We start from the raw sequence: 25,485 nt of genomic DNA, 5'->3' as shown, positions 1-25,485 counted from the left end.
GATCATTTTGACTAGAACACTTGATGGATAAACAGCGAATGCCATCCCCGGATATTGCAAGCGGTCGTCTGACAGAGCTGGAACTCAGTCACAACTTTTCAGATGCCCACCCGCCATTGACCCATGAGCAGGCGCTGGTTGAGGCGGAACGCTGTTTCTATTGCTATGATGCGCCGTGTATCGAGGCGTGTCCCACCAGTATCGATATTCCGCGCTTTATCCGGGCGATTGCGACTGGCAACATGCAGGGATCGGCTCGCACCATTCTGGACTCCAATATCCTTGGTGGTTCCTGCGCCCGTGTCTGCCCGACGGAAATTCTTTGTGAGCAGAAATGTGTGCACAACACGCTCGAAGAAGGGCGGCCGGTTCGAATTGGCCAGTTGCAGCGCCATGCGACGGACTGGCAGATGGAGCATGGAGGGCAGCCTTTTCAGCGGGCTCCAGGAACAGGTCGCCGTGTGGCCGTTGTCGGTGCGGGACCAGCGGGTCTGGCGTGCGCTCATCGTCTTGCAATGCATGGACACGAGATCGTGCTTTATGACCGTCACGCGAAAGCGGGTGGTCTGAACGAATATGGCGTTGCGGCCTACAAGCTTTCTGATGATTTCGCACAGAAAGAGATTGATTTTCTTCTGGCAATCGGTGGTATTTCGGTTGTTGGCGGCAAGACATTGGGTGTCGATTTCACTGTTGGCGAACTCAAGAGCGAATACGATGCTGTCTTTCTCTCCATTGGTCTGACTGGCGTAAGGCAGCTTGAACTGGCAGGCGAAGAACTCGCAGGTGTTCAGGATGCTGTCGCTTTCATCGAAACGCTAAGGTCAACGCCGAAAACTGATGTCCCCGTTGGTCGACGTGTTGTTGTGATCGGTGGAGGCAATACCGCCGTTGATGCCGCCGTGCAGGCGCGTCGACTGGGCGCTGACGAGGTGACGCTGGTTTATCGCCGTGGTGCGGAGAATATGTCGGCGACAACCGTCGAGCGGGAATGGGCGCAGACCAATGGCGTTACGGTAAAGCTGTGGGCATCACCAGTGGCGATCGTGCAGCAGGATGGTGTGCTTGTGGGGATGGACTTCGCTCGCGGTTCCCTGAATGCATCAGGAAAACCTGTTTATGATACAGAAGATCGGCTGTTCGTGCCGGCTGATATGGTTTTGAAAGCGGTAGGGCAGACCTTCTGTCATGACCCGATCAGTAAAGAAGATATTGCGATCGAGAACGGTCGTATCATGGTGGATGCAGAACATCGCACCAGCATGACGGGTGTTTACGCGGGCGGCGACTGCACGCCGGGCGAAGACCTGACGGTCGCGGCGGTGCGGGACGGACGGGACGCGGCGGAAGCCATCAATGCTGCTCTTTCGAACGCGGCATAAGGAAGGGGAACGGAAATATGGCTGACCTGACAACAGTTTTCGCGGGTATTCGCTCTCCCAATCCCTTCTGGCTCGCCTCCGCGCCGCCGACGGACAAGGAATACAATGTCCGTCGCGCCTTTGAGGCAGGCTGGGGCGGCGTGGTGTGGAAGACGCTCGGTGAAGATCCGCCGGTGGTAAATGTCAGTTCACGCTATGGCTCGCTGGATTACAACGGTGCGCGCATGATCGGGCTGAGCAATATCGAGCTGATTTCCGACCGTCCGCTTGCGACCAACATTGCGGAAATAAAGGCCGTTAAAAGAGACTATCCGGATCGCGCTGTCATCGTCAGTCTGATGGTGCCGTGCGAGGAGGATAAATGGAAAGCCATCCTGCCCATCGTTGAAGAAACGGGTGCTGATGGTATCGAGCTGAATTTTGGCTGCCCGCACGGTATGTCCGAACGCAATATGGGTGCTGCCGTCGGGCAGGTGCCTGAATATGTGGAAATGGTCACGCGCTGGTGCAAGCAGAACACCCGCATGCCGGTGATTGTGAAACTGACCCCGAACATCACCAATATTCTCATGCCTGCGCGTGCGGCCAAACGTGGTGGCGCGGATGCCGTGTCGCTCATCAATACCATCCAGTCTGTGATCGGCGTGGATCTTGACCAGATGGCGCCCATACCGGTGGTGGGTGGTAAAGGTACGCATGGCGGGTATTGCGGACCAGCGGTGAAGCCGATTGCGCTGCGCATGATCGGTGAGATCGCGCGTGATCCGGAAATGGCTGGCATCCCGATTTCTGGAATTGGCGGGATTGGTTCATGGCGTGATGCGGCCGAATTTCTGGCGATGGGATCGACCACGCTTCAGGTCTGCACGGCGGCGATGCATTATGGTTTCCGCATTGTCGAGGACATGGTGGACGGGCTTTCCGCATGGATGGACCAGAAGGGCTACAGTTCGATCGACGATGTTTCGGGTCGCGCACTCCAGCAGTTCGTGCCATGGAATCAACTGAACATGAAGTTCAGGACCATCGCACGTATCGATCAGGATGCCTGCGTCAGTTGTGGCCTGTGTCACATCGCCTGCGAGGACACGTCGCATCAGGCGATTGCCAAAACGCGTGTGGGTGATGAGCGGCATTACGAAGTGATCGACGAGGAATGTGTGGGGTGCAATCTGTGTGCCCATGTCTGCCCGATCGACGGCTGCATTACGATGGAGCCGCAGCCGGTTGAGGGGCATCTGACGTGGCCAGAGCATCCCAACAATCCGCATCGTATTATGGCATAACTGTCTGTTTCCTAATTTTAGTCTGAACGAGGAGAGTGAGCGTGTCCCAGTCGGTCAAAGGCAGCAATCTCAGGGTCGATGGTAACGCCCTCTGGGTGGACCTGATGGAAACCGCCCGCTATGGCGGTACGCCGAAGGGGGGTGTCCGTCGTCTGACGCTCACGGATGAGGATCGTCAGGTGCGTGACTGGTTCGTGCGCACCTGCACCGATCTGGGTTGTGAAGTGTCCTTTGACTCCATGGGGAATCTCTTCGCCCGTCGTCCCGGGCTGGATAATGCGCTCCCCCCCATCACCATGGGCAGTCATCTGGATACGCAGCCGACAGGTGGCAAGTTTGACGGGATTCTGGGCGTGCTCGGCGGTCTGTCCGTGCTTCGTGCCTTGCATGACTCCGGTTACACGACGCGCCATCCCATCGAGGTGATCAACTGGACCAACGAGGAAGGTTCACGTTTTTCGCCGCCGATGATGTGTTCGGGGGTGTTCGCAGGCGTATTCACGGAAGCGGAAGTGCTCGACAAGCGGGATCGTGCGGGCATCCGCTTTGGCGATGAACTGGATACGATCGGTTATCGGGGACAGGAACCCTGCGGTCAGCACCCGATCTCGGCGTATTTTGAACTGCATATCGAACAGGGTCCGATTCTGGAGGCCGAGGACAGGACGATCGGCATCGTTACCGGCATTCAGGGCGCGCGCTGGTATGAAGTCACGGTGCGGGGCAGGGACGCACATGCGGGCTCGACGCCGATGCCGCTGCGGCATGACGCGCTGGTTGCGTCCGCGGGGATGATCATGGCGGTCAATGACGTGGCGAAGGCGCACGGTCCCAGCGCGGTTGGAACGGTAGGGCTGCTCGAAAACCGTCCCAACAGCAGCAATGTCGTGCCAGGTGAGGTGTTTTTCACCATCGACATCCGTGATCCGGACGACGCTGTCGTGTTGCAGATGGAACAGGAACTTCGTGGCAGGCTGGAAAAAATTGCACAGGATAACAGCGTCGAACTCGAGATCGTGCAGATCTGGGATGCGCCGGCGGTCCACTTTGATCAGGCGTGTGTCGGTATGGTGGAGGACGCTGCCACAGAACATGGTTATAGCGCACGCCGCATTGTCTCCGGCCCCGGTCATGATGCCGGTTATGTGGCGAAAGTCGCACCCACTGCGATGATTTTTGTGCCCTGCAAGGATGGTCTCAGCCACAATGAGGAGGAGAGCATTCTGCAAAATGATGCGGAGATGGGAGCAAACGTGCTGCTGGCAGCCGTGCTCAAGGCGGATCAAACATTCAATCAGTAAAGTATAAAGTCAGGTTCTGTGGGAGGCCGGCTGGGTAGGGAAACCTCACCCGTTCGGCCTTTTCTGTTTGCAAAGCCCATGAAACCGACGTTTTGACAGGGGAGGGGCTTGCATCCAGCGCCGGTGTGAGGGATCACGCAAGGGAATGACCGCTTCCGGTCAACAGTCTGTCCTGCAGGAACGAAAGCCCGCCATGCGCCTGTCACGCAGTTTTCTGCCTACCCTCAAGGAAACCCCGTCCGACGCCCAGATCGTGTCGCACAGGCTCATGCTCCGCGCTGGCCTCGTCCGGCAGACAGCTTCGGGCATTTACACCTGGCTCCCGGCGGGCCTGAAGGTTCTGCGCAATATCGCGAACATCGTGCGTGAGGAGCAGGACCGGGTCGGTGCGCAGGAAGTGCTGATGGCGACCATCCAGTCCGCCGATCTGTGGAAGCGTTCCGGGCGTTATGACGCCTACGGCCCCGAGATGCTGCGTATCAAGGACCGCCATGAGCGCGAACTGCTGTTTGGTCCGACCAACGAGGAAGTCATCACCGATGTCGTTGGGCAGGAACTGAAATCCTACAAGGAACTGCCGCAGGTTCTCTATCAGATCCAGTGGAAATTCCGTGACGAGATCCGGCCGCGTTTCGGCGTGATGCGTGGTCGTGAGTTCTACATGAAGGACGGCTACGGTTTTGATATCGACTACAAGGGCGCGGTCGATACCTACCGCAAGATGATGCTGTCCTACCTTCGCACCTTCCAGCGTCTTGGCGTCCGCGCCGTGCCGATGGTGGCTGACACCGGCCCGATCGGCGGCGACCTGAGCCACGAGTTCCTGATCCTCGCGCCGACAGGCGAGAGTGGCGTGTTCTATGACGGTGCGCTCGACACGCTCGACTGGCTGGCCGATCCGGTGGACGTGGACAAGTCGGAAGACCTTGAGAAATTCTTTAACAACGTGTCGTCCTACTACGCCGCCACGGACGAGAAGCATGACGACAAGGCGTGGGAGTCCGTGCCTGTCGAACGTCGTCGTGAAGGCCGCGGCATCGAGGTCGCGCACATCTTCTATTTCGGCACGAAATATACCAAATCGATGGACATCACCGTCGCCGGTCCGGATGGCGCTCCCGTCCATCCGGAGATGGGGTCCTATGGCATAGGCGTGTCGCGTCTGGTCGGCGCGATCATTGAGGCCAGCCATGACGAGGCCGGCATCATCTGGCCGGACAATGTCGCACCGTTCAAGGCTGTGATCCTGAACCTGAAGGTCGGTGACGAGACCTGCGATACGCTGTGCGAGGCGCTTTACGCCAAGGCTCCGGAGCGGTTCCTTTACGATGACCGTTCCGACCGCGCTGGCGCCAAGTTCGCCGATGCCGACCTGATGGGCCACCCTTGGCAGATCATCGTTGGACCGCGTGGGGCGAAGGAAGGCAAGGTCGAACTGAAACGTCGTGCTACAGGTGAGCGTTTCGAGTTGACCGTCAATGAAGCACTGACGAAAGTCCTGAGCGCCTGATGTTCGGCTCCTTCGAGCGCGCCGTCGCCGGGCGGTATCTGAGGGCGAGAAAAGGCGAACGCTTCGTCTCGGTCATCGCCATCTTCTCGCTGGTGGGCATCTCGCTCGGCGTTGCGACCCTCATCATCGTCATGGCGGTGATGAACGGGTTTCGCTCCGACCTGATGGGACGGATTCTCGGCCTGAATGGCGATCTCTCGCTCTACAGCGCCAGCGTCACGCGCTCGATTACGGATTATGATTCCATCGCAGGCGAGGTCCGAAAGGTTCCCGGCGTCGTCAGCGCCACGCCGCTGCTGGAGGGGCAGGTGCTTCTCAGTGTCGGCAACTTCAGTTCCGGTGGTGTTGTGCATGGCATGACGAAGCAGGGACTGATGGACCTGAAAGAAATCAGTTCTTCCATTATTGCTGGCTCTCTTGATGACTTTCAGGGTGATGATGCGATTGCTGTTGGCGTCACGCTGGCGGATCGAGCGGGCCTGATGATCGGCTCGAAGATCACGCTGGTCTCACCGAACGGCGCCGCGACCGCGTTCGGTACGGTGCCGCGCGTGCGGGCTTACAAGGTTGTGGCGATCTTCGATGCGGGCGTGAACGATTACAATGCGGGTTATGTTTTCCTCCCGCTTGAAGCGGCGCAGGTCTATTTCCAGCAGCCTCATGCCGTAACCCAGATTCAGGTCATGACGACGGATGCTGAAAACGTGCAGCCGGTCACAAAGGCCATCACGCAGACTTTGGATGATCCCCGTATCCGCGTCATCGACTGGACGAAGAGCAACAACGCTTTCTTTGGTGCGGTACAGGTCGAGCAGAACGTCATGTTCCTGATCCTGACACTGATTATTCTGGTGGCGGCGTTCAACGTGATTTCGTCCCTTATCATGATGGTGAAGGACAAAACGGCGGACATTGCTGTGCTACGGACGCTTGGTGCGACACGCGGAGCTATCATGCGGATCTTCCTGATGTGCGGTGCCTCCGTGGGTGTCACCGGCACGGTTCTCGGCACGGTTCTCGGCGTGGTGTTCTGCGAGAACATCGAGCGTATCCGCCAGTTGTTGCAGAAGATAACGGGCACGAACCTGTTCAATCCGGAAGTCTATTACCTCGAACATCTTCCGGCGAAGCTGGTATGGGGGCAGGTGGTGGAGATCATCGTCATGGCGCTGGGCCTCTCCCTTCTGGCGACGCTCTATCCGTCATGGCGGGCGGCGAAGACCGATCCGGTGGAGGCGCTGCGTCATGGGTGAGACCGTTCTGGCGCTACGCGACATCACGCGTTCCTATGTGAGCGGCGACGAGACACTGCATGTCCTGCGCGGCGTGAATTTTGAACTCCGGGCTGGGGAGACTGTGGCGCTCGTTGCGCCATCCGGCACCGGCAAGTCCACGCTGCTGCATATCGCAGGATTGCTCGATCACCCGGATGGTGGCGTGATCGAGATCGCAGGACGTGATGCGGGACGCTTGTCGGACAGGGAATGCACTGCCATCCGCTGCTCGGAAGTCGGTTTTGTCTATCAGTTCCACCACCTGCTGGCAGAATTTACGGCGCGTGAAAATGTGGCTCTCCCACAGATGATTGCCGGGACGTCACCAGCAGCTTCCCGTCGTCGCGCGGAGGAGTTGCTGGGTCTGTTCGGACTGGGCCACCGTCTGAACCATCTGCCCGGCAAGCTGTCTGGGGGTGAGCAGCAGCGCGTGGCTATCGCCCGTGCGCTGGCTAACGCGCCCTCTGTCCTTCTGGCGGATGAGCCGACCGGAAATCTTGATGTCTCGACAGCGGATAACGTGTTCGAGGAACTGCTGCGTGTGGTGCGTGGTTCAGGCGTAGGCGCGCTGATAGCGACTCATAACGGAGAGCTTGCTGCACGTATGGACCGGGTCGTGACGTTGCGTGATGGCGTGCTGGTGGAAGGGTAAGCGGCCACGCACCGATGCGATGACCCAGACCGATTTCTTCCAGCACAGGAACAGCTTTCTCTCGTGATGCCTGTTGCTGTCCCAGCGTCATATTCTGCCATACTCTTTTCCAGGGCAGAAGGCGGCTTTCCTGAAAGACCACCGAAATTTCCTCAGGGCGTGAGACCTCGCCTTCGGTAACCGGATACAGGCCGACCAATGTACGGAGAAGCGTCGATTTCCCCGAACCACTACGGTCAAGAAGAACGACAAGTTCGCCGGGAGCAATATTGTGATCCAGTTGATCAGGTTTCTGCAGACCCTCGTGCTGGCTGCTCTGGGCCGCCTTCTTTCCACGCTCCCGCGTTTTCATGCTGTGATTGGAGAAATTGATGGGTTGCTGCTAACGAACCGGGCGTTACCTGATTTCGGTCTTGCTCTGGCTGCCACACAGGAAATGACGCTTGCGAAAGCAGGGCGGATCAGGAAGCTGGTTACGGAAAACGCTATTGCGGTGGTGGCGTGTGCGATTGAGGTGCCGGGCAATCCGGACCTGAGTCAGGATAACCCTCTGGAGCGGCATTATCGTGATGTCCTGTGCGGGCGGGCTCTGCTTCGGAAAAGGTATGAGGCGACGCAGGCTGGTCCGGAACGTGAGCAGCCTTTCAGCGAGGCTGCTGTTTGGAACAGTCAACGAGCGGTTATGGTCTCAGCTTTCAAAAAGCTCTCTTTGAAAATACCGATGAAGAAGGACGTGTCTGGTGGAGACGTTACCTGTGCGAGTGAACCTGAGCGCAATGTCGCGGCATCGCTTGTCACTCGAAACTCCACCGTAAACCTGTTACAGACAGGATCTTACTGATTTCAAGGAGGCTCGCTTGAAGGATCATGACCCCACTTCCTTCGATGCAGCCGAAGATCTTTCCTACGATGAATTAAAAACACGGCTGGCTCAGAAACCTGGTGATCCGCTTCTGCTTCATGGAGTTGCAAAAGCTGCTTTCACACAAGGACGGTTCGATCAGGCCGTCGGCTATGCGGGACTGGCCGTCCGAGTTGACCCTCGCGCCGAATTTCATGTCACACTCGGACTGGCGCTCCTGAGGCTTGGCCATGCTGAGGCGGCGCTGGGCGCGCTCAGAGTGGCTGTGCTGACGGACCCGAGCAATCCTTCCGCGCAACTGGCGCTTTCTGAAGCATGTGAAGCTGCCGGGCAGTTTGTCGACGCCGAGGCCGCACTCCGCATGGCGCTGGACCTGCGGCCTCTGGAGGCGGGTTACCCGCTCGTTCTGTCGCAGTTTCTTGCCCGTCATGGCCATTCTGTCGAGGCGCTTGCGATGGCGCGGCGCGCCACACGTCTGGCGGCCACCGATGATGTCATATCCCGACAGCATGAAGCGACGCTACTCAGCGCGTCAGGTGATCATGCGGCTGCCGAAATGCTGTTTGCGGAAATATGTGCCCTCCGTCCTGCCGATCCGGCCGTATGGGCCAATCATGGAGCCATGCTGTTCGAACTGGGTCGTCTGGAGGAAGCCTGTGACGCGCTGAAAGAGGCGACAGTCCTCGGTCTGCCCACACCCGAGACACTGACCAATCTTGGGCTTGTGCATATGGCGCTCGGCCATCTTGTCGAAGCAGAAAAGGATTTTTCCAAAGCGATTATGCTGCGGCCGGGTGATCTCCGCATCATGCTCAATCAGGCGACGCTGTTGAATGATCTGGGGCGTCGGAAAGAGGCGGCGGACCTGTTCCAGCAGGTCATGAAGGACGCGACGGGAACGGTGGATGCAGCAAGAGCGCATTTCAATCTTGCCACAGTGGAACTCGCAGAAGGTCGTTTCTCGCAAGGCTGGAGTGATTTCGAGGCGCGACGTCTTCTGCTCCATCCGCTGCCCCGACCTGATCTCCCCGATTGGGATGGCGATCCCTCAGAAGAGCCCGTCATGCTGTGCGGCGAGCAGGGTTTGGGCGATTTCATCCAGTTCCTGCGTTTTGTGCCGATCGCGGTGGAGCGTGCGCCCGTTCATCTGCTGGCGCCGGGCAGTCTGGCCAACCTTGTCGAACAGTCTTTGAGTCTGCCTGTCTGGAGACGTGTTTATGAGAGTGGCAGGTTGAGTCTCATCACCTCAACCACTGATAAGACCTTTGTGGCGAAAGCATCCCTTCTGAGCCTGCCTTATCTTCTGGGCGTGGGGCGACCAATGGAAACTGCGCCTTACCTCGCTTCTGTGAACTCTCATATCCGGCAGGAAGGGCACCGGCCACGCATCGGACTGTGCTGGTCGGGCAATCCCGGCTACCGCTTCGATCGGCGACGCTCGATCGCGCTGAAGCTTCTTGATCCGCTTCTGGAAATCGATGGTATACAGTGGATTTCTCTTAATAGAGGACCGGCTCCTTCGGGCTTCCAACTCCTTCCGGAAGACGGCGATATGGCTGCGACCGCCGCCATGATCAGCACGCTTGATCTGGTGATTTCTGTCGATACCGCCATGGCGCATCTTGCGGGCGCCATGGGAGCGCCGCTGTGGCTCCTGAATCGGTTTGGTGGTGACTGGCGCTGGGCGGAGGGCAACTGGGACCAGCAGACGGGTCGCCATCTCTGGTATCCACAGGTGCGTCTGTTTGCTCAGGAAACGGCGGACAGACCGGACATCGCCTGGCGGGAGCCGGTCGCCAGAATAGCGGAAGCCCTGCGGTCCTTCATCGTCAGTCGTGCACAATAAGTATCCGGAAAATACTTTTAAATGTCAGGATTTTTCCTGTCTCTTGACCTCGTTCCAGACTGCGTCGAGCTTTTCCACATCGCATTCCGCCGGTGTCAGACCTTTCAGGGCGAGCAGGCTTTCGACGGCCTCAAAGCGGCGGGTGAACTTGCCATTGGCCTGTCGCAGGCAGGCTTCCGGATCGAGATCGAGCCTGCGGGCCAGACTGGCGACGGAAAAAAGCAGATCACCCACTTCATCCTGAAGAGCTGCCCTGTCACCGGACGCGATTTCTGCTTCCACTTCGGCCAGTTCCTCATGCACTTTGGCGACAACACCGTTGACATCCGGCCAGTCGAACCCGACACGCGCGGCGCGGGAAGCCAGTTTACTGGCGCGAAGCAGGGCAGGGAGCGCCAGAGGAATACCCGCCAGCGCACCATGTTCTGAACGCTTCTGCCGTTCCTGCTCCTTGTTCTGCTCCCATTGCGCGGTCAGAGCGACCCTGTCGTCGCGGATATCTTGCGCCTCGCCAAACACATGCGGATGACGGCGCACCATCTTGTCGGCGATACGGCGGGTAACTTCGGCGAAATCGAAACGCGTCTTCTCCTCCGCAATCCGGGACTGGAATACCACCTGTAACAGGAGATCGCCGAGTTCATCAGCCGTCTCGTCCCATGCTTCCCGCTCAATGGCGTCCGCAACCTCGTAGGCTTCCTCTATCGCATAAGGCGCCACGGTGGCCGGTGTCTGCTGTACATCCCACGCACACCCGGTCTCCGGATCACGCAACTGCGCCATGATCCGGATGAGGCGTTCCAGTTCATGGCCTGCGTCAGCAACGGAGGCGTCCATGAAAGAGTCTGCGGGGAAGGATTTGCTCATGGTGTGCTCCGTGGAAACTTGGATGCGGTGGTTTGTACGGCGTCAGTGTTGGCGAGATAGTAAGGGAAACAAGCGGGAGTTGACAGAAGAGGAATGGTTTTTTGGTAAGAGAGTAACGTCGGCTTTCGCTCTTTTCTCAGACGTGCGTTTGCTAAGAGAAACGTTCGCAAAGCGGACAGGAATTGATAAAAACAAATCGTGAGAATGTATCAATATATCACATTTTTATATAGTGAAAATTGGCAGATTATTGAAAATATGCTGAAATATTATAAATTACTATATAATTAATAATAAAAAATAAATTCTTTAACAAGAAAAAATATTATTACAGCGCTTTTTTATTTTTTCTTTAATTGAAAAGTCTAATTACACGCTCAAGATGTTTCGGATCTACTTTTCCAATCATGGTAAAGAGTGCGTTTGCTGCTCTTTTTGTTTCCTCTAGCGTCATGCTTGAAAAAGATAGTAGGTCGTCGACGTTATCGGAGTGGGATTCGACTTGTGCGAGACGCTCGAGTGCGGTTAGTGCTTCGCGGTCTAAGTCGGGGTAGTCGGTACAAAGCGTGTTAAGCTGGCTGGACAATCCGCTGCTGCCAGGGCATTTGAAGGCAAGAAAAACATCTAGCACCCGTCGGATTACATTGGGGATCATATAGCCGTGGTCGTCGTAAGCATCTGCTTGTTTTGTAAAACGGAGAATGTGGCTAAATAAAAAATGATACTCTGAATCATATTCTCGTAGTAATTTTGACATTCCAATAATGGTTGATGCTCTCCGCGTCTGCCCTGCCGGAATTGTAACATCAATGAACATGAAGGCAGCAGTCGGCGCTTTTCCCGGTGGAGGACGCACTCTGCCTTTCCAAGCCTTTTTAAACTCGTTCATACATTGGAGGTTGTGGGTAAGGATGAACACTTGCGCCGCCTTCTCGAGGCGGGTCCTTACAAGCGCGCAGGCATAGTTTAGGGCTTTTGTATCCAAGCTCGACACCGGATCGTCAACAACCACGATCAGGTCCTGTATTTTTCGGTTTTCTGCGTTGATGGATGAAAGAAAGTAGGAAATCGCAATCGCGGTCTTTTCGCCTTCGCTTGGAACACCGGTGATTGGTGATCCGTGTCGGTGGAGTTCGTAACCCTCATCAACGGGATTAATCGTCAGTTCGCTGTGACCTAGGTAAGCCGCTATCAGCCTGTTGATCACGTCGGCAGCGGGGCCATGGGTCCTGATCTTCTGGCGTAACCTGTGCGCCTTTTCCTCAAGCGCAGTTGCCGTATCAGTCGCGACCTTATGATTTTCCGCCGCTCTTTTTATATCCTTTTCTGCTCTCCGATACTCGTCACGGTAGACGGTGACGAAGTGTTGCCGGATTGCCGTCTCGGCCGCATCCTTCAGTTTCGTAAAATCGGTAATCGCTTTATTGTGCGTTGTAATGGCTTCGTTGATGGCTGTCACGCTTGCGGCAAGTCGGTCCGCAGTGGCGGTGACATCTGCTTCTTTGGCAACGCACAGCATATTAGCGGGCGTTGCTGGCCGTTCCTGTTTGGCGGACAGAACGGCTTGTAGTGTAGCAAGCTGTTCCGAGAGCAGAGAGACGTCCTTTAATAAAGCTTCCCGGGTGTCGTTGAAGCCGGTCCGCAGTTCTGTCATCAGATCGTTCGAGGCTGGTAGCTGGCTACTCAAGCGGGTGGTTGTTTGGATCAGTTCGCTCAGTCGATTGGCTGTCCTCGTTAGGTGGGCAATGAACCGGTCGACCTTATCGTCAAGAGTGATTGCGAGAAGCGACCGACGCTCGACTGAAAACGCATTACCACATAGGAGACAGTCGGAGATCCCATGGGCTTCATGGTAGTCGCGCCCCTGCTTCAGCCAGAGGAGCATGTCAGGATATTGCTTCACTTCATCAAGCGCGACCATCGCAAGTGACTGACTGCAAACCTTGACGATGAAGCGATAGGCTTCCCCAATATTCATTTCATCGAATATTAGCGGCTGTATGGGGGGCATCGGCTCGGCCAATCGACGCGTATCTTCTGCAGCCCTCAGTTCTTCGTTCGTAAGTAGAGGCCGATCATCGGCCTGCCACTTTTCGTAGTCTTTGGCGAAAGCTGGTGCCTCGTACTTGCGGCCGGCGCGATAAAGACGGGATGCGATAAGCTTCGCTCGCTCTCTTTTGAAGATGGTGAAAGCATTTTTTAAGGATTTAAGGGTCTGTCCTGCAGCATCTTTCTTCGCTTCCGCCTTAATAATCTCTCCCTCGACACTTGTCAGCTCGTTTGCGGCTTCAGTCTGGTCCACGCCAATGTAAAATACTGGATTTACCCGTCCCACGGTCCACTGTAGATTTTGCTCAATGTAGTCGGAGTTAAAGACCAATAGGCGCTGTTCAAGGCCTGTGGGATTGTTTGGGCATCCGAAAGTAGAACCATCGTCGGACACCATTTCGAATGTGCTGTGTTTCGGAAGTTTTGGATGCGGGCGACCAGCCTCGAGGCTGGCAAAGAGACGAGATAACGTGCTTTTTCCCGATCCATTGAAGCCATAAATAAGGTTGTAGCGGCAAAAATTTAGAGAGGGGGAATGAGAGTCGCGGTTGGAGTAAATCCCCATCCCCTGCAATAACTGAATGTTCGCTATAATTCCCATAAAGAGAATTCATATGTATTACTTCTCTGCTGTCAATAGCCTTCTGCTTATGTGATTTATTGATACGATACTTCTCCTCACCGAGGCAATATCGTTGGCAGACAATCGGCTCCGCAAGCCAAGTGAAGTGCTCCGGGTTTGATGGCAACGTCCATTTCAGACGTCAATGCAGGCAAGTGGATAGACCGCTCCTTCCCCCCCCCCACACACACAAATCCACCGCTCACCCAAGTATGACAACCCTTTCCCGTTTTTGACGAATGCCCTGTTCTGACCAATAACAGCTTCATGGCCTCCACGCGCTCCAAAAAAACCACGCCACCCACAAAAGCAGACATTCCCCGTCTCCCCAACGGCACGGCCATGGCGCCCCGCGACATGACCAGGCCGGAAGTCACCCGTTTTCTCGCTGACCTGTCAAAGGCATGGCCGGACCCGGAAACCGAGCTTGTGTTCAGTTCGCCCTATCAGCTTCTCGTCGCGACGGCGCTGGCGGCGCAGGCGACGGACAGTTCCGTCAACAAGGCGACGCCCGCGCTGTTTGCAGTGGCGCCTGGTCCGAAGGAAATGGCGGCGCTCGGGGAGGAAGCGGTCGGCGCGTATATCAAGACCATCGGCCTGTGGCGGAACAAGGCGAAGAACATTGTCGCTCTGTCGCGTGATCTGCTTGAACGTCACAATGGCGAAGTGCCTGCGGACCGTGACGCTCTGGAGGCGCTGCCCGGTGTTGGTCGCAAGACGGCCAATGTCATCCTGAACGTCGCCTACGGGCTTCCGGCCATGCCGGTCGATACCCACTGTTACAGGCTGGCCAACCGGACAGGGCTGGCGCGTGGCAGGACGGTTCTGGACGTGGAAAATGCGCTGGAGGCCCGAATCCCGTGTGAATTGCTACGGGATTCACATCATTGGCTGATCCTGCAGGGGCGATATGTCTGCAAGGCGCGGAGGCCCGAGTGCTGGCGCTGTGCTGCGACGAAAGACTGCCTCTATCCCGAAAAGGAAATGATCGCGCCCAAAAGGTAGCGCAGGCGGATAGTGTTCATCAGAAAAACATGATCGTCATGCAAATGTCATTCTTATTGCGGCAGGGATACGAGTCTGATGGCCTGTCGCCCGTTGCGCTGTCTGCAACTGTGTTCTAGGTGCAGGGACGCATTCTCAGGCAGGACGTAAGCGATTGCATCAGAGAATTTGCCGCCGTTCGATGTTTCGCTTTCTGGTTTCCCTTGGTTTGCAATGAAGACTCATGACTTCTTTCCCGTGCGGTTCAAGGTCGCCCTTCCGGAGCCCGGCGCTGTCTCCGGTCTGGCTGGCCACATGTCTGTAATGACTGCCCGGAACGGGAGGCTGTTGACGTGCGCGATCAGACACATGCTGGCGCTGCTGGGTCTCGTTGTGCTGACTGGTGGTTCGGCGCTTGCGGACGGTCATCCACCGATACAACGTAAGGCGGATGGGCGGGTGACCGTGCCGGAAGGCTCACCGGTGGACAAACGTCTGACGGTTATGTCGGTCACGGTCAGCCGCTGGAACCGGGGCACGACCGCGCCCGGCGTCATCGTGGCGGAACCCGCCCGGAACGTCACCGTATTCGCACCGGCTGCCGGAAAGGTGCTCGATGTCGCCGTCCGCGTTGGCGAGCATGTGGATGTCGGTGACGAAATCGCCCACATTCTTTCGGCGGATGCGGCACAGGCGTCCGCTGATGAGCTGAAGGCGAGCGCAGCGCTTGATCTTGCAGGCCGGATGCTCCGCCGCGCGCAGGCCGTGCTGGCTGCCGGAGGTGATGCGGTCAAGGATGTTGAGAATGCAAAGGCCGGCTACGCGCAGGCGCAGGCCGAAGAGCAGCGCGCCAAAACGCATCTCGACTCTCTTTCCACCAGTGTGAGCGCAGGTGGTGTCATCACTCTGAGGTCGCCCATCGAAGGGGCAGTCGGAAGCGTCAACACCACGGAAGGTATGAATGTCGTGGATCTGACGCAGCCGCTGGCGGTGGTGACCAATATCGCCGAGGTCTGGGCTGTCGCCAGCATTCCTGAACGCGACATCCGCAACGTGGCGCTCGGGCAGGCTGTCAATCTGACGCTTCCCGCCTTTCCCGGTCAGGTTTTCCACTCCACTGTGTCGGGCATCGAGCCGATCATGCAGGCGGATACGCAGGTGCTGATGGTGCGTGTCATTCTGCCCAATCTGGACCGCAAGCTGCATCCGAACATGTACGCCAACATGACGGTCATGGCTCCGCAGCCGGAAACCATTTCCGTTCCGCAGTCGGCACTGGTCATGAACAATGATCAGGTGACGGTGTTTGTGGAAGTGTCGCCGCATGTGTTCGAGCGCAGGATCGTTCAGGTCATCTATGACGATGGCGATCTGTGCCGGGTTACCTCGGGACTGACTCCCGGCGCCCGTATTGTGACGACCGGCGCGGTCCTGCTTAACGATGATTAATGCGATCATCGCAGCTTGCCTGCGCCAGCGTCGTCTCGTTTTTCTGGGCGCCGCCATTCTGGCGATCTGTGGTCTCTTCGCATGGCGCAACATCGCCATCGAAGCCTACCCGGATCTTGGCGCGGTCACTGTTCAGGTCTCCACGCAGGTCTCGGGTCTGGCCGCCGAAGAGATCGAGCAGCAGATCACCATTCCGCTGGAACGGCAGCTTGCCAGCACGCCGGGGATTGTGGACTCGCGGTCCAGCAGCACCTTCGGACTGTCCCTGATCACGCTGATTTTCAAGGATGGAACAGACGTCTATTTCGCCCGACAGCGTGTGACCGAACAGCTGGCGCAGGTCACGGTGCCGTATGGCGCGACGCCCGGTCTCGGGCCGGTCACAGGCCCCTCCGGCGAGATCTATCGCTATACGCTGGAATCCGACCGCGCCAACCTGATGCAGCTTTCGGATATCCAGCGCTGGATCGTCATGCCGGCGCTCCAGCAGATTCCCGGTATTGCTGCGATCAATAATTTCGGCGGTTTCACGAAGGAATATCAGCTTGTCCTGACGCCCGGCGCGTTACAGCGTTACGGTATCGGCCTGAACGATGTCGTCACGGCGATGCAGAACAACAACGCCAATGCCGGTGGCGGACGGGTCACGCGCGGCGAGCAGTCCTATGTGGTGCGTGGCTCCGGCCTTGTGCGGACGCTAAGCGACATGGGCGAGATTGCCGTGGCCCAGCATCATGGCGTGCCGATCCTGCTCAACGATCTGGGGCGTCTCCAGATGGGGCATCAGGTGCGGGAAGGCATTCTCGGCAAGAATTCCAACCCGGATACGATCGAGGGCATCGTGACGATGCTCACCGGGCAGAACGCCTCTCTGGTGCTGGAAAAGGTGCACGAGCAGGTGGCGCTTCTCCAGAAGCAGCTTGACCCGATGGGCGTGAAGATCGTCCCCTACATCGACCGCGACATGCTGGTGAAGGCGACCACTGAAAAGGTGATGGATACCGTGTTCAAGGGTGTCCTGCTGGTGGTCGTGGTGTTGCTGGTGTTTCTCGGCAGTCCTCGCAGCGCGCTGGTGGCGGCTGTGACCATTCCGCTGGCGCTGGCGATGGTCTTCGTGATCATGGACCTTGTCGGGATGCCCGCGAACCTGTTTTCGCTGGGGGCCATCGATTTCGGCGTGGTGGTGGACGGCGCCATCGTGGTGACGGAAGCGATCCTGCGGATACGCGAAGAACGTCCGACACAGAAAATCCAGATGAAGGATATTCTCGGCGTCACCAACCATGTCGGCCGGTCGATCCTGTTCTCGACGCTGATCATCATTGTGGCCTACAGCCCGCTGTTCGCGTTCGAGGGAGCGGAAGGCAAGCTGTTCCGCCCAATGGCCTTTACGGTCAGTTTCGCGCTGTTCGGCGCATTGCTCAGCGCGACGATGCTGACACCGGCTCTGGCATGGCTGGCCATGCGCAACCCGCACCGGCTGTTTCATAACCGGCCGCTTGAATGGCTGCATCACCAGTATATCCGCTGGCTGGGTCATATCGTGGATCGGCCGTTTCTGGCCTATCTCGGCGGCGGGGCTGCTTTTGCTCTGGTGATTGTGCTGGGCCTCAGCACCGGCCGCGAATTTCTGCCTGAACTGGATGAAGGCGCGCTCTGGCTCCAGATCGGACTGCCATCTGGAATCTCTCTGGATAAAGCCAGCGCGATGGCCAGTGAAATCCGCGCAGCGGTCAGGGAGTTCCCGGAAATTTCCTACGCCATCACGCAGCTCGGACGAAACGATTCCGGCACGGACCCCTGGACGCCGTCGCATATCGAAATGCCTGTAGGGCTGACGCCGTACAGCACATGGCCTGCAGGTGAGACGAAAGCGCAGTTTGAGCGCCGTCTGCGCGAACGACTGCGGCAGGTTCCTGGCATCAGCTTCGATATCAGCCAGCCCATTGAAGACGGCATGAACGATCTTGTCGGTGGCGCGCACTCACCCCTGGTGCTGCGTGTCTATGGTCAGGATTTCGGAGAACTGCGGCGGATCGGCGACGAGATCGTGCGCATTCTGCACTCTGTCAACGGAACGCGGGACGCCTCCATCTTCCAGGGACCGGAAATTCCGGAACTCGCCATTGCCGTGGACCGGTCGGCCATCGCCCGCTACGGCGTCTCCGTTGCCGATGTGATGGCTGTGATCCAGAACGGTATTGGTGACGCTCCTGTCACGCAGGTCTATGTCGGTGACCGGACCTACAACATGACGGTCCGGTTTGATCCCGATGAGGCAGCCAATCTTCAGAAACTTGGCCATCTTCCGCTGACGGGCACGTCAGGTGATCACATTCCTCTTGAAGCGCTGGCGAAAATCAGGCTGGAAACCGGCGAGAGCAATATCGCGCATGAAAACAACCGGCGTCAGATCACCATTCGTGTGAACAATGGCGACCGGCCTCTGTCGCAGTACCTGACGGATGCCCAGACCCATATCGACCGTGAAGTTCACTTTGACACTGCGAAATATCGTCTGGAATGGGCCGGAACCTTCCAGCAGCAGCAGCGGGCGCAGGCGCGTCTGAGCGTGGCGCTGACGATCATGTTCGCCGTGATGCTCCTGCTCCTGTTCGGCGAGTTCCGCCTGTTCCGTCAGGCCGTGCTTGTGCTGGGCGTTGTGCCTCTGGCCACGCTGGGCGGTCTGATCGCCCTGCATGTGCGGGGGGAGACACTGAACGTCGCCACCGTGGTCGGGTTCATCGCGCTGTTCGGCGTGGCGATCCAGAACGGAATCATCATGATCTCCAACATCAACCGCCTGCGTTCGGAAGGCAATTCCCTGCGCGACGCGGTTCTGGAGGGAGCGGGCGAGCGGTTCCGTCCTGTTCTGATGACGGCGACGGTTGCCTCCGTGGGTATGCTCCCGGCTGCAATCGCAACCGGCATCGGCACGGATGTGCAGCGCGGGCTGGCGACTGTGGTTGTGGGAGGACTGGGAATTGCCACGATCCTCACCCTGTTCATCCTGCCGACCTATTACGCTGAAATGGAAGCCATGTTCGAGCGGCGTCGCCAGCGCCAGATGGACGCGCTTCAGAAAGGTGACGGAGGAGACCAGATATGAGGGAATGTGGTCTTTCCAGAAGCCTGACTCAGTATGCCAGCGTTTCCTTCTGCGCTCTGATGCTGGCGGGCTGCGCGGTCGGTCCGGATTTTCATCGCCCAGCCGCACCTGTCACCTCTTATGTCCAGGGTGGCTTGCCGAAGAGCAGCGGAGGCCGGGCAACATCACAGTCGGCGCAGGATGGTGATCAGGTTTTCCGCACTGGCGCGGATATTCCGGCTGACTGGTGGAAGCTGTTTCATTATCCCGAGCTGGACCAACTGCTGAAGCGTGTTCTGGCGCGTAACCCGTCTCTGGAGGCGGCCAAGCAGTCCCTCTATGCCGCCCAGCAGGACAAGCTTGCTTCCGAAAGCGCACTGTATCCTTCGGTCAGCGGTTACTTCAATCCTGCCCGCTTCAAGACATCCCGGGCCTATTCCAACGTTCCGATGGCCAATTCATGGCTTTACAACGTCCATACGGCGCAGCTGAACATTTCCTATTCACCAGATCTGTGGGGCGGGGTGCGCCGTCAGGTCGAGGCTGCCGCTGCCGAGCGGGAAGGACAGAAATACCAGCTTGAGGCGGCATGGCTCACATTGACGAGTTCCGCCGTGGATGCGGCCATTTCCTATGCTATGGTTCGGGAGGAAATCGCTGTCACCAACGTGCTGATCGACCAGCAGGAAAAGGTGCTGCATTCAATGGAGATGCAGCAGAAGCTGGGTGATGTGTCGATGGCCGATCTGGCGCAGCAGCAGACGCTTCTGGCGCAGACCCGTGCGACATTGCCGACACTCAATCAGACGCTTGCCGCCCTGCATGACGAGATCGCGGCGCTGGCCAACGATCTGCCGGACCAGCCGACGCCGGAGTTCGAACTGGCCCGCTTTACGCTGCCCGCCGAACTGCCAGTCAGCCTGCCCGCGCAGCTCATCAATCAGCGACCGGATATAAAAACCGCTGAAGCCGACTATCATGTTGCCTGCGCGCATGTGGGCGTGGCGATCGCCAACCGCCTGCCGAACGTGCAGCTTGGGTTCTCGCCGGGTTTCGCGGCAGCAAGCATCGCTCAGATGGCGGCGCCGGGCTTTGGTCAGTGGGAACTGGCGGCAATGCTGACTGAGCCGCTCTTCGACGGATTTGAATTGCAGCATCAGGAAACCGGGGCGCGTCGTCGATACGATGAAGCCGCCGCTCAGTATCGCTCGACCATTACCACGGCGATAGAAGATGTCGCTGATAGTCTGAATGCTGTTCACAATGATTCGGATATGTTGATCCAGACAGAGAATGCGGCGGAAGCGGCAACGAGAAGCGCCGGCATCTCGCAGGCGCAACTCCGTCTGGGGGATGTCAGCCGGGTGACCATGCTGAACGCGCAGCAGACGGAATTGCAGGCGAAGCTGGCTCTGGCGCAGGCGCAGGGTGCGAGACTGTCTGATACTGTCGGGCTGTTTCAATCGCTGGGCGGCGGCTGGTGGAACCGTGTGGATGATCCGGCGAACCATCCGAAAGCGGGTGGAAAGAAGCGCTCACCGCAAAAAAGCTGAAGCGTTTTGATGTCTGGGTGTTTCAGGCTGAGGCAATCCGAACCGTGAACGGGTATTTCAGGTAACGTCTCATACCTCCTGATGTATTGGCCGACTCCTGTAACTTCAAGATGAAATCCGCAAGCTTCCTGTGCAGGCGCATGCCTCGACATGCCGGTGAAATGGTCTCCAGTGGAAAGTTTTAGGGTGGGGTAAGGGACAAAACCCCCTCAAACCCCTATCGCCAGATCGCTTCGTTTTCATCCTTGTAGCGGTCGATGCCGATTGTGCGGATCCGTTTCATGTCGGCATGAGGTGGAAGCCCGAACACTTTCCTGTATTCCCGATTGAACTGGGAAGGACTTTCATAACCCACGCGAAATCCGATTTCGGCCACGGACATGGCGTCATGGAGTAGCATACGGCGTGCTTCCTGCATTCGGAGGCGAAGGCGGTACTGCAAGGGAGTCAGATTGGTGGCCTGCTGGAACTTTTTGTAAAAGCGGGAACGGCTCATCCCGGCAAGAGAGGGGAGGATGGTCATGTCGCCATTTTCAGTAAAGCCCTGTCTCAGGAAGGCGATGGCGCGATTGACGCCGGACAGGTCGCTTCTGTCATTGGCGATGTCATACAGTGTTTTTCCCTGCTCCCCGGCAAGCATCCGATAGATGATTTCCTTTTTGATCAGGGGGGCGAGAAAGTGAATATCCTGTTTCGAGCTCAGACAGTTCAGCAATCGCATCACCGTATCGAGAAGGTCGTCTGTCAGAGCGCTCAGTCCCATTCCTGAACGGGAAGCGGGATGCGGCATGGCCTCTGCGCCGCATGTTTCGATCACTTCCAGAATCTCCAGTGGCGAGAACGAGATGCAGGCTGCGAGGTAAGGCTTGTCGGGCGATGCCTCGGTGATCATGCCTGAGACCGGCAGATCGACGGTCGAGACGAGATACTGGCGTTCATTGTAGTCGTAGATTCTGTCGTAAAGCGAGACCTGCTTGCTCCCCTGCACGACGATGTAGATGCGGGGTTCATATACGAAGAGGACCGGATCGGTTTTTCGTTCGGATTTATAGAGTGTCAGGCAGTCGATGTCGGTTCTGACGACCTTGTCCTGACAGAGACCAGCGACCCGCGACTGGATTTTTCTGAGAATATGAGAGGCCATGAAAGCAGTCCGGACGATTGGCTCTGTGGAAAATCAGGCAATTTTTTAGGAAGATCATTCTATCCCATTCACGCCTTTTGAGTGCAAACGTCACAGAACGAGGGCTGGGGTGAGCAGTAAGGCGGCAGTGCGTCATGATGAAGTTTCGGCTCGCTGTTCATCATCCTGTCTGGCCGGACAATGCGAGGGCTGTGGATTTCTCTTCATGTCTGTATCCAGAAACCTCTCTCGACCCCATTGAGAACAGGGATATCAACCATGACTGATCGTGTTGCTGTTATTACCGGCGGAAGCCGTGGAATTGGCGCCGCTGTTGCCGAGCACCTCGCCAGAGACGGATTCGATATCGCGTTTTCCTATGCGCGGAGCGAGGCGCAGGCCAATGAACTGTGCAAAAAAATCGAGCAGATCGGACGGAAAGCCAAGGCCATTCAGGCTGATGGGGCGACCGTTGAAGGCAACAGGAAAATCATCGCCGAAACCGTGAGTCATTTTGGGCGCATTGATGCGCTGGTGTGCAACGCGGGTGCTTATCCTTACACAACCATCGATCAGGCCAGTATCGAGGACATCGAAAAAGTCCTGAACCTCAACGTGCGTGGCGTTATGGTCGAGACGCGGGAAGCGCTCCGGCACATGAAGAGCGGCGGGCGCATCATCCTGATGGGCTCGGCCTTTGCAGGTCGTCTGCCGTTCCCCGGCCTGTCTCTCTATGGCGCGACAAAAGCGGCGCTGCGTGGCTTTGCTCAGGGCGCCGCCCGTGATCTCGGCAAGAAAGGCATCACCATCAACGTGGTGGAACCGGGTCCGATCGACACAGACATGAATCCGGCGGATGCGGAAGGGGCGGCTGCTCTTGCGGGCTTCGTTGCGACCGGTGCGTACGGCCATGTCGGGGATATTGCCCGCATGGTGTCTTTCCTCGCCAGACCGGATGCCGGGTATATCACAGGCGCGGCCATTCCAGTGGACGGCGGGCTGCTGGCCTGAGTGCAAGCAGGAGATGTGGGCGGCTTCATGGCTGCCTCCCTCTTGAATAAGTCCTGTCTTCAATCCACTTGAAAAACAGAACTGCGGCTGCGCGCTCGCCCTGTTCTGGCGAGCGCGGCGGTTCGGTTGTGTTTTAGGGAAGCCTGCCTGATGAGAGGTTCACTCTGAAGGTGGGTTTCTGTTTTCGCGTCTCTGCGCTAAGCCTGACCCAGACGAAGCTGAGTCTGGCGCTGGCAGATGTGCGGCGGTTGCAGGAAGGCAGGATTGCAGACGATGGATTACATAATCGGCCAGAACCGTTCAGCTCCCCCCACCGGTAATGGCGCCGGTCTGCGTGCTGGGTCTTCAGCGGCTCAGGGGCAGAAGGGCGGTGGTGACGTCATCATGGAAGGCACTGAAGCCAATTTCATGCAGATCGTGCTGGAAGCCAGCCGTGATGTGCCGGTTCTGGTCGATTTCTGGGCTGACTGGTGTGGCCCCTGCAAACAGCTGACTCCGGTTATCGAGCGTGTCGTTACAGCGGCCAAGGGGCGGGTCAGACTCGTCAAGGTCGATATCGAGGCCAACCGTAATCTTGCCGCGCAGCTGACGCGTGCAGGACTGCCGCTTCAGTCCATCCCGATGGTGGCGGCTTTCTGGAAAGGGCAGATTCTGGACCTGTTTCAGGGCGCGCTTCCGGAAAGTCAGGTCAAGCAGTTCGTCGAAACTGTTCTGAAAGCAGCCGGCGGCGGCACGCTTCCGAGCGCGGATCTGCTCGTGGAAGCCGGTCTGGCGATGGAGGCGGGCAACCCTGCGCACGCCGCCGAGCTCTATTCCGCCGTGCTGGAAGATGAAGCCGAGAATCCGACCGCGTGGGGTGGTCTCATTCGTGCGATGCTGGCGCTGGATGATGAGGAAGCCGCTTCTGCCGCGCTGGATGATGTTCCGGCGGCCATCACGACGCATCCGGAGATCGAAGGGGCTCGGGCGGAGCTTGAGCTGAAGCGTGAAGGCCGGAAGGTCGCGGGAGAAGCGGATGCTCTTCGCGAGCGTATTGCGGCCAATCCGGATGATTTTGATGCACGGATGGATCTTGCCAACGCGTTGAATGTCGCGGGTCATCGGGAGGAGGCTGCCGCCGAGCTGCTGGCGATTATCAAGGCGGATCGCGACTGGAAAGAAGGCGCTGCCAAACAGTTGCTGTTCCGGTTCTTTGAAGCGTGGGGACATACGGACCCGGCAACCGTTTCATCGCGTCGTCGTCTTTCTTCCATGCTGTTCTCCTGAGGAGGAATGGGTCTGGCTACCGGATCTCACTTTTTCGATGACAACACCCCGCGGAGAGTTCCCCGCCTCGGTGACATCACCCTTGCGGATCTTCCTGCGGAAATAGGGCTTTTCCCCCTGTTCGGCACTCTGCTGCTGCCTCGGGGAAAGCTGCCATTGAACGTCTTCGAGCCCCGTTACATCGGACTGATTGAGGATGCGCTGGCCGATCAGCGACTGATCGGCATCATCCAGCCGTTCAGTGAAATTGACGATGACGAAGATTTTGCGCCGGAACCCCATCTCTTCGAGGTCGGATGTATTGGTCGTATCACATCGTTCGTGGAGCGGCTGGACAATACGTACGCCCTTACCCTGACGGGCATCAGCCGTTTCCGTTATCTGCGTGAGAGTGAAGGTGCGCGCGGATATCGTCGCGCGCGTATTGATGTTTCCGCATATGCGGGCGATCTGAACGAAATCCCCTCGGCGCCTTTTGACCGCAAGCTTCTGCTGGACTCGCTGAAGGACTATTTTGAGTCCCGTGGCATGGGCGTGCGGTGGGAAGTGATCGATCAGATGGCGGATGACGCTCTTCTGGTTGCGCTGCCGATGATCTGTCCTTTCCCTTCTTCGGAAAAACAGGCATTGCTTGAAGCGGATACGCTGACGGAGCGGGCTCGGGTGCTGCAGTCACTCCTTGATCTTTCTGGATCGCAGAACGGCAGCTCCCGGCCTGTATAGACCTTCTGTTTTGTTTTTTGGAGACAGTCATGACGACCACCGAGACTTCAGCCCCTCTGGATCAGCGACTTTTGTCTCTTCTCGTATGCCCGGTGACAAAAGGGCCGCTGAGATATGATCGTGAAGCATCGGAACTGATCAGCGAGCGTGCCGGTCTGGCCTTTGCGGTCCGTGATGGCATTCCGATCATGCTGCCGGAAGAAGCCCGTAAACTTTGATCAGGGCTGTTGCGGTTCAGAGAGTGCGATGTGTCGACCGGCCATAATACGTTTGTCACAATGGGTGCTGGTTTTCACGCCGGTTGCGTTTCTGGCTTCCTGCGGGATGGCCGGGTCCGATCCGAGAGCGGGCGATAATATCGACGTGCCGCCGGAACGCCCCGGTCGCAATATTCCGGAGGCTGCGGAGGCTGAGGAGCGTCATGAGCGGGAGGCGAATTACCGGTCGCCGCCTGCTGGTGGTGTAAGGGAAGGCTACGAGCCTGCGCCTTATGCCGGCACGTCGCTTCCGAAACCCGGCACTTCCAATGCGACACCCGATACCGAAGTCACGTATGGGAAACCAAATTCCGGACAGAACAAGCCTCGATAATCAGTCAGTGAATAGGAGGTATTTCCCGAAAACGTGTGACACCCCC

At 57.7% G+C, this 25,485-nt stretch carries 20 protein-coding genes and 1 pseudogene; 17 read left to right on the top strand and 4 right to left on the bottom strand.

Features of this window, described 5'->3' with window-relative positions; translation table 11 throughout:
- Nucleotides 1–38: 38 nt before the first annotated feature.
- From A0U92_RS11150 to A0U92_RS18000, 6 genes are all read left to right on the top strand, one after another.
- On the top strand, nucleotides 39–1,382 hold the full coding sequence (locus tag A0U92_RS11150) for an NAD(P)-dependent oxidoreductase (protein WP_077813285.1): 1,344 nt from the start codon (nucleotides 39–41) through the stop codon (nucleotides 1,380–1,382).
- 17 nt (nucleotides 1,383–1,399) lie between these two features.
- The gene (preA, locus tag A0U92_RS11145; RefSeq protein WP_077813283.1) at nucleotides 1,400–2,668 is read left to right on the top strand and encodes an NAD-dependent dihydropyrimidine dehydrogenase subunit PreA; all 1,269 of its coding nucleotides are present in this window, start codon (nucleotides 1,400–1,402) and stop codon (nucleotides 2,666–2,668) included.
- Nucleotides 2,669–2,709: 41 nt separating this feature from the next.
- On the top strand, nucleotides 2,710–3,969 hold the full coding sequence (locus tag A0U92_RS11140) for a M20 family metallo-hydrolase (RefSeq protein WP_077814400.1): 1,260 nt from the start codon (nucleotides 2,710–2,712) through the stop codon (nucleotides 3,967–3,969).
- A gap of 193 nt (nucleotides 3,970–4,162) precedes the next feature.
- A complete protein-coding gene (proS, locus tag A0U92_RS11135; protein WP_077814399.1) occupies nucleotides 4,163–5,479 on the top strand; it encodes a proline--tRNA ligase in 1,317 nt (438 codons plus the stop codon).
- Nucleotides 5,479–6,732 carry a lipoprotein-releasing ABC transporter permease subunit gene (locus A0U92_RS11130; RefSeq protein WP_077813282.1) on the top strand — a complete coding sequence of 418 codons (1,254 nt, stop codon included), beginning with the start codon at nucleotides 5,479–5,481 and terminating at the stop codon, nucleotides 6,730–6,732. The genes proS and A0U92_RS11130 overlap by 1 nt, the downstream gene beginning before the upstream one ends.
- Nucleotides 6,725–7,405, top strand: coding sequence for an ABC transporter ATP-binding protein (locus A0U92_RS18000; RefSeq protein WP_077813281.1), 681 nt, complete (start codon nucleotides 6,725–6,727; stop codon nucleotides 7,403–7,405). The genes A0U92_RS11130 and A0U92_RS18000 overlap by 8 nt, the downstream gene beginning before the upstream one ends.
- Here A0U92_RS18000 and A0U92_RS11120 read toward each other — a convergent pair.
- Nucleotides 7,398–7,691 (bottom strand): annotated as a pseudogene (locus tag A0U92_RS11120) (ATP-binding cassette domain-containing protein); the annotation flags it as partial. The gene A0U92_RS18000 and the pseudogene A0U92_RS11120 sit on opposite strands and share 8 nt — an antisense overlap.
- Between A0U92_RS11120 and A0U92_RS11115 the strand changes: the two are divergent.
- Both A0U92_RS11115 and A0U92_RS11110 read left to right on the top strand, forming a co-directional pair.
- Nucleotides 7,677–8,246, top strand: coding sequence for an acyl-CoA dehydrogenase family protein (locus tag A0U92_RS11115; protein ID WP_187668977.1), 570 nt, complete (start codon nucleotides 7,677–7,679; stop codon nucleotides 8,244–8,246). The pseudogene A0U92_RS11120 and the gene A0U92_RS11115 sit on opposite strands and share 15 nt — an antisense overlap.
- A 16-nt stretch (nucleotides 8,247–8,262) precedes the next feature.
- The gene (locus tag A0U92_RS11110; RefSeq protein WP_077813279.1) at nucleotides 8,263–10,113 is read left to right on the top strand and encodes a tetratricopeptide repeat protein; all 1,851 of its coding nucleotides are present in this window, start codon (nucleotides 8,263–8,265) and stop codon (nucleotides 10,111–10,113) included.
- Nucleotides 10,114–10,137: 24 nt separating this feature from the next.
- Here A0U92_RS11110 and mazG read toward each other — a convergent pair whose 3' ends face one another.
- The gene (gene mazG, locus A0U92_RS11105) at nucleotides 10,138–10,980 is read right to left on the bottom strand and encodes a nucleoside triphosphate pyrophosphohydrolase (RefSeq protein WP_236748108.1); all 843 of its coding nucleotides are present in this window, start codon (nucleotides 10,978–10,980) and stop codon (nucleotides 10,138–10,140) included.
- Between the two features lie 352 nt (nucleotides 10,981–11,332).
- A complete protein-coding gene (locus A0U92_RS11095) occupies nucleotides 11,333–13,630 on the bottom strand; it encodes an AAA family ATPase (protein ID WP_077813276.1) in 2,298 nt (765 codons plus the stop codon).
- A 288-nt stretch (nucleotides 13,631–13,918) separates the two neighbouring features.
- Between A0U92_RS11095 and nth the strand changes: the two genes are divergently transcribed.
- From nth to A0U92_RS11075, 4 genes are all read left to right on the top strand, one after another.
- Complete coding sequence (nth, locus tag A0U92_RS11090; protein WP_077813274.1) at nucleotides 13,919–14,656, top strand: endonuclease III; 738 nt, start codon at nucleotides 13,919–13,921, stop codon at nucleotides 14,654–14,656.
- Between the two features lie 213 nt (nucleotides 14,657–14,869).
- Nucleotides 14,870–16,084 carry an efflux RND transporter periplasmic adaptor subunit gene (locus tag A0U92_RS11085; protein ID WP_077814398.1) on the top strand — a complete coding sequence of 405 codons (1,215 nt, stop codon included), beginning with the start codon at nucleotides 14,870–14,872 and terminating at the stop codon, nucleotides 16,082–16,084.
- Nucleotides 16,077–19,193 (top strand): efflux RND transporter permease subunit, encoded by a 3,117-nt coding sequence (locus A0U92_RS11080; RefSeq protein WP_077813273.1) that lies wholly within the window; start codon nucleotides 16,077–16,079, stop codon nucleotides 19,191–19,193. Before A0U92_RS11085 ends, A0U92_RS11080 begins: the two co-directional genes overlap by 8 nt.
- Entirely contained in the window at nucleotides 19,190–20,725 is a 1,536-nt protein-coding gene (locus A0U92_RS11075) for an efflux transporter outer membrane subunit (RefSeq protein WP_077813272.1), read from the top strand. The genes A0U92_RS11080 and A0U92_RS11075 overlap by 4 nt, the downstream gene beginning before the upstream one ends.
- Nucleotides 20,726–20,942: 217 nt before the next feature.
- Here A0U92_RS11075 and A0U92_RS11070 read toward each other — a convergent pair whose 3' ends face one another.
- Complete coding sequence (locus tag A0U92_RS11070; protein ID WP_077813271.1) at nucleotides 20,943–21,869, bottom strand: AraC family transcriptional regulator; 927 nt, start codon at nucleotides 21,867–21,869, stop codon at nucleotides 20,943–20,945.
- Nucleotides 21,870–22,127: 258 nt separating this feature from the next.
- On the opposite strand from A0U92_RS11070, the gene A0U92_RS11065 reads away from it, so the two are divergent.
- The 5 genes from A0U92_RS11065 to A0U92_RS11045 all read left to right on the top strand — a co-directional run bounded on the left by A0U92_RS11065 (nucleotide 22,128) and on the right by A0U92_RS11045 (nucleotide 25,439).
- Nucleotides 22,128–22,859, top strand: coding sequence for an SDR family NAD(P)-dependent oxidoreductase (locus tag A0U92_RS11065; RefSeq protein WP_077813270.1), 732 nt, complete (start codon nucleotides 22,128–22,130; stop codon nucleotides 22,857–22,859).
- A gap of 273 nt (nucleotides 22,860–23,132) precedes the next feature.
- Nucleotides 23,133–24,125: a thioredoxin family protein gene (locus A0U92_RS11060; protein ID WP_077813269.1), complete on the top strand. Its 993-nt coding sequence runs from the start codon at nucleotides 23,133–23,135 to the stop codon at nucleotides 24,123–24,125.
- Between the two features lie 6 nt (nucleotides 24,126–24,131).
- Entirely contained in the window at nucleotides 24,132–24,848 is a 717-nt protein-coding gene (locus A0U92_RS11055; protein WP_077813268.1) for an LON peptidase substrate-binding domain-containing protein, read from the top strand.
- A 29-nt stretch (nucleotides 24,849–24,877) separates the two neighbouring features.
- The gene (locus A0U92_RS11050) at nucleotides 24,878–25,066 is read left to right on the top strand and encodes a Trm112 family protein (protein ID WP_077813267.1); all 189 of its coding nucleotides are present in this window, start codon (nucleotides 24,878–24,880) and stop codon (nucleotides 25,064–25,066) included.
- A gap of 52 nt (nucleotides 25,067–25,118) precedes the next feature.
- Nucleotides 25,119–25,439 carry a hypothetical protein gene (locus A0U92_RS11045; protein ID WP_236748107.1) on the top strand — a complete coding sequence of 107 codons (321 nt, stop codon included), beginning with the start codon at nucleotides 25,119–25,121 and terminating at the stop codon, nucleotides 25,437–25,439.
- Nucleotides 25,440–25,485: the final 46 nt, after the last annotated feature.

The sequence above is a fragment of the Acetobacter aceti genome, from assembly GCF_002005445.1.
Lineage (GTDB): Bacteria > Pseudomonadota > Alphaproteobacteria > Acetobacterales > Acetobacteraceae > Acetobacter > Acetobacter aceti_B.
This window is presented reverse-complemented; position numbering and strand designations above follow the sequence as displayed.

Coding starts and splice junctions, on each gene's coding strand:
- mazG (WP_236748108.1), bottom strand. CDS start 10,980: ATGAGCAAATCCTTCCCCGCAGACTCTTTCATGGACGCCTCCGTTGCT.
- A0U92_RS11085 (WP_077814398.1), top strand. CDS start 14,870: ATGAAGACTCATGACTTCTTTCCCGTGCGGTTCAAGGTCGCCCTTCCG.
- A0U92_RS11130 (WP_077813282.1), top strand. CDS start 5,479: ATGTTCGGCTCCTTCGAGCGCGCCGTCGCCGGGCGGTATCTGAGGGCG.
- preA (WP_077813283.1), top strand. CDS start 1,400: ATGGCTGACCTGACAACAGTTTTCGCGGGTATTCGCTCTCCCAATCCC.
- A0U92_RS11075 (WP_077813272.1), top strand. CDS start 19,190: ATGAGGGAATGTGGTCTTTCCAGAAGCCTGACTCAGTATGCCAGCGTT.
- A0U92_RS11050 (WP_077813267.1), top strand. CDS start 24,878: ATGACGACCACCGAGACTTCAGCCCCTCTGGATCAGCGACTTTTGTCT.
- proS (WP_077814399.1), top strand. CDS start 4,163: ATGCGCCTGTCACGCAGTTTTCTGCCTACCCTCAAGGAAACCCCGTCC.
- A0U92_RS11095 (WP_077813276.1), bottom strand. CDS start 13,630: ATGGGAATTATAGCGAACATTCAGTTATTGCAGGGGATGGGGATTTAC.
- A0U92_RS11080 (WP_077813273.1), top strand. CDS start 16,077: ATGATTAATGCGATCATCGCAGCTTGCCTGCGCCAGCGTCGTCTCGTT.
- A0U92_RS11150 (WP_077813285.1), top strand. CDS start 39: ATGCCATCCCCGGATATTGCAAGCGGTCGTCTGACAGAGCTGGAACTC.
- A0U92_RS18000 (WP_077813281.1), top strand. CDS start 6,725: ATGGGTGAGACCGTTCTGGCGCTACGCGACATCACGCGTTCCTATGTG.
- A0U92_RS11060 (WP_077813269.1), top strand. CDS start 23,133: ATGGATTACATAATCGGCCAGAACCGTTCAGCTCCCCCCACCGGTAAT.
- A0U92_RS11065 (WP_077813270.1), top strand. CDS start 22,128: ATGACTGATCGTGTTGCTGTTATTACCGGCGGAAGCCGTGGAATTGGC.
- nth (WP_077813274.1), top strand. CDS start 13,919: ATGGCCTCCACGCGCTCCAAAAAAACCACGCCACCCACAAAAGCAGAC.
- A0U92_RS11070 (WP_077813271.1), bottom strand. CDS start 21,869: ATGGCCTCTCATATTCTCAGAAAAATCCAGTCGCGGGTCGCTGGTCTC.
- A0U92_RS11055 (WP_077813268.1), top strand. CDS start 24,132: ATGGGTCTGGCTACCGGATCTCACTTTTTCGATGACAACACCCCGCGG.